Origin of the sequence: Actinacidiphila sp. bgisy167, from assembly GCF_965342175.1 — a bacterium.
GTDB lineage: Bacteria > Actinomycetota > Actinomycetes > Streptomycetales > Streptomycetaceae > Actinacidiphila.
This window is the reverse complement of record NZ_CBDRBL010000166.1, coordinates 1-4,084: the sequence shown is the minus strand read 5'-3', so window position 1 is coordinate 4,084 and position 4,084 is coordinate 1. Positions and strand designations below refer to the sequence as shown.

Annotated in this window: 2 protein-coding genes; both read right to left on the bottom strand. The window is 73.8% G+C overall.

From position 1 onward, the window contains the following. Positions 1-34: 34 nt before the first annotated feature. Positions 35-265 (bottom strand): hypothetical protein, encoded by a 231-nt coding sequence (locus ACRWND_RS30400; protein WP_431955132.1) that lies wholly within the window; start codon positions 263-265, stop codon positions 35-37. A 694-nt stretch (positions 266-959) separates the two neighbouring features. Further along, positions 960-4,084 (bottom strand): S8 family serine peptidase (locus tag ACRWND_RS30395; protein ID WP_431955130.1); only part of this gene is annotated, 3,125 nt, incomplete at its 5' end.

Below are 4,084 nucleotides of genomic sequence, written 5' to 3'. Positions count from 1 at the left end.
ACCCCAGTCCCCCTTGGGGGCGCGGCCTCCGCCGCTACACCCATCGGCAGGTGAGCCACTTCTCGTGGTCGTAGAGGTCCTGCGGGGGGTACCGCGCCACGATGGGGACCACCTCGGTGGTGTCCTCGGGCCTGACGCGTTCGGGCAGGGCGCCGAAGCGGGCGCTGCGCGCCGGCGCGCCGCCGTCCGCGGCGCCGACCACCCTCACGACCTTGACCACCTTGGCGACCTGCTGCGTCTCCTGCGTCTTCTGCGTCTTGGGCATTCCGGTCATCCTCTCTCCTGCCGCGCCGTCCTCAGAAGACCTGGAGGAAGCATCCGCAGGCGATGGTGACGACGGCCACGGCGACGGTGGCCACTTTCATGACGCTGAGCACTTTCACGGGAACCCTCCGGTGGGGGTCGGGGCGGAGTCGGGCACCACCGCGGTTGATGGCGACAGTCGCACACGCATCATCACCTGTCAAGGAGGTGACGATTGCGTGCCGGGTGGCCGCCGCACCGCCGCGAGGCCCCCGCTGCTCAATGTGCGCGCCATCACGCTCCGCCGCCTCCGCGCGTCGCCGTCCACCCGCGCGCCGCCGCCTCCGCGCGGCGCCGTCCACCCGTGCGTCGGCGCCCACCCGCGCGCCGGCGACCGTCTCCGCTGCCGCCGTCCTGTCGCCTGCCGGTCGGCGACCGTGCGCGGGATGCCGAGGGGAGGGCGGGCTGCCCGCAGGCGTTGACCGAGGGCGGCCCCGTGCGGGGAGCGGCCGGCGTCGCCGTCCGGCGCGGGGTCAGCGAAGTGCCGCGACGCGCGGCGCCGCACCCGAGCCGGCGCGGTGCGGGGCGGGCGGACCCCGCAGGGGGATCTCGCGTATCGCGCGGAGCCCCCGCGGGCGACCGGCCGGCCCCCGCCGGAAACGCCGGTGGGCGGGGCCGCTCGTCGCGGTCCCGCCCACACGGTGGTGCGTCCGGTGTCAGCGCAGGCCGAACGCCCGGGTGATCGTCTGCGAGACGCCGTTGCCCGCGCTGTCCCGGGCGGTGACCCGGAGCGTCGCGAAGCCCGCGGACTTCGGGGCGCGCAGGCCCGTGCGCCAGCCGTCATCGTCGCGGTCCAGGTCGGCCCGCTGCCACGTCTTCCCGTCGTCGTAGGAGACCTCGAGCGAGGGCTTCCCGATGGCGGTGGTCGTGCCCGGCAGATGCGACGCGGCGACCGTCAGCTCGGCGTGCCGGTCGGCCTTGCCGGCCCGGTCGGTCTCCACGCCGTAGTCGAGCTGGATCAGCGGCAGGGACACCGACGACTCACTGCCGGTGGCCGCGGAGGTGAAGTTCCACTCCGTCAGCGTGTGCCGGGAGTACGGATTCGCCCAGTCCGCGCGGTCGTTGTCGACGACCAGGCGGTACGGCAGCTTCTCCGCCGGGAGCGAGGGGACCTGCAGCCACTCCGCGTTGCCCCAGTCGAGCTCCTGGTCGCCCTGGTAGAGAGCCATCCAGTCCTTCACGTCGTAGTTGGCCTCGGCCTCGCCGACGTGGCCGGAACCGGAGTCACCCCAGCCGGGCGCGGTGATGTACATCGTGTCGAGGTACCGCACCGGCTGGTAGCCCACCGGGCCCATCCGGGGCCGCTGGATCGGCCCGAACCAGGTGACCTGGGCCGTCCCGCCGGCCTGGTAGCTCAGCAGGTCGATCGAGTGCTGCCCGGTCTCGCCCTGGATGAAGGCGTCGTCCAGCCAGGTCGTCCCCGCCGTGACCCAGTCGGTGCGGTCGCCCTGGGCGGGAGCGGTCAGCTGGTTGCCGACCGCCCAGCCCCGCCAGACGTCGGTGCGGGACTGCATCGCCTTGCCCGGCCGGTAGTTGCGGAAGGAGACGTCCACCCGGCCCAGGTCCTTCTCCTTCTCACGCCACGTCGGGTCCGCCGGGACGGCACCCGTCCAGTGGCGCACCACGTCGTAGACGTAGTCGGTGGCGGGGTTCGAGACGACCTTCAGCTTGACCGGGCCGCGCCCGAGCGCGCCGATCAGCTCGGCGCCCTGGTCGGCGTCCAGTGTCGCCACCGTCAACGGCGCGGGGCTCTCCGGGCTCCACGGGACCTCGTCCCAGGGCTGGAGGCGGCCGATGCCGTCGTTGACGACCAGGAGCACCTGGGCGCCCGCGGCCGCCGCGGCCTCGGCCTGTCCGGCGATGGCGCCCAGGCCGCCGCCCCGGACCACCACGGCCTTGCCGCGCACGCCGGCGCGGGCCAGTTCCTGGGCCGTTCCCTGGCCGGCATAGACCGCCGTGAGGGTCCGGGTGCCGGCCGGCAGCGGTGTGGCGCCCCGCTTGACCAGCAGATCGGCGTAGGTCCTGGACGCCGCGCTCACGGTCAGGGCCGGCTGCTCCAGGCGGAAGCGGGCGCCGAACTCGAACGTGCCGTCGGTGACCTTCTTGCCGGTCGGGAGGGCCCACACGCTGTCGTAGGTCTCGTCGGGCAGCACGGAGGACTCGAGCAGGCTGCCGTCGGCGAAGGACCGGTGGACGTCCAGGCGCGGCGCGACCGGAGTGGTCTCCTTGGGGGCGCGCGCCAGGACCTGACGGGCCTCGCGGCCGTCGAGGGTGACCGTGCGGTCCTGGTCCAGGCGCACGTCGTTGAAGGCGAGCAGCGCCTTCCCCAGGGAGTGCGGGCCGTTCGCGCCCTGGACGTCGCCGGTGAGCCAGCCGCTGTAGGTGCCGACGGGCAGCCGCGCCGTGCCGGTGCCCGACTCGTCGAGGTCGATCGTCGTGAAGAGGCCCTCGGCGGTGAGCATGACCCGGCCCGCCAGCGGCTTGCCGGACCGGTCCTTGGCGGTGACCGTCAGGGTCTGCCGGCGGCCCTCCTTGGAGGCGCCGATCAGGGTCCGGGCCCGCACCTTTCCGGTGCCGTCCGTACCGGTGACCATGCCGCTGACCGTCTGGTCGAGCGGCAGCCGGTCCAGGTCCGCGGTCAGCGAGACCGAGGCCGTGCCGTGCGCCGGGACGGTGACCTTCCGCTCGGACAGGCTGAACAGCCCGGCGGGTACGGGGGAGTCGATCGCCAGGTCCAGGGCGACGGGCGCGTCGCCGACATTGGTGTACGTCACCTTCTGGACGTCGGTCTCGCCCGGCGTCTGGGGCCAGGAGTGGAAACCGGAGAAGGCGCTGACGGTCGCGAAGACCGAGGAGTGCACGGCCGCCGGCGCGTCCAGGCGACCGGCACCCGCCTCGTACGGCGTGTACTGCGGCGTGGCCTTCGAGCTGCTGACCAGAGCCTCCTTCAGCTGCGGCCCCGGCCAGTCCGGGTGGGCCGCGGCCAGCAGCGCCGCCGCGCCCGCGACGTGCGGCGTCGCCATCGACGTACCGCTCATCGTCGTGTAGTAGCCCGTGCCCCGCTTGAAGTGGGAACGGGCCGCCACGATGTCCACGCCGGGGGCGGTGATCTCCGGCTTCAGACCGGCGTCGCCGGCCCGAGGGCCGGTGCTGGAGAAGTCGGCGAGGTGGTCCGCTGAGTCCACGGCGCCGACGGTCAGCGCCGAATCCGCGGCGCCGGGGCTGCCGATGGAGTTCGGGCCGCTGTTGCCCGCCGCGACGACGAACAGCGCGCCCGTCTCGCGGCTGAGCCGGTCGGCCGCCTGGCTCAGGGGGTCGGTGTGGTCGCCGTCGCCGCCCAGGCTCATGCTGACGATCCTGGCCTGCTGCTCCCGGGCGGCCCACTCCATGCCGGCGATGATCCAGGAATCCTGGCCGGTGCCCTCGCTGTTGAGCACCTTGCCGACGTCCAGGCGGACCCCGGGGGCGACACCGCGCTCCTGGCCGTCCGACGCGGCGCCGGTGCCGGCGATCGTCGAGGCGACGTGGGTACCGTGGCCCTGGTAGTCGAGGACGTCCGACTCCTCCGGGACGAAGCTGGCACTGGCGCCGATCTGGCCGACCAGGTCCGGGTGTTCGACGTCCACGCCGGTGTCGAGTACCGCGACCTTGACGCCCTTGCCGGTGTTGCCCTCCGCCCACACCTGCGGCGCGCCGACCTGCGCGGTGGACTCGGCCAGGTCCGCCTTGACCTTGCCGTCGAGCCAGATCTTGGCGACACCGCCCGCGAAGGAGGGCTTAG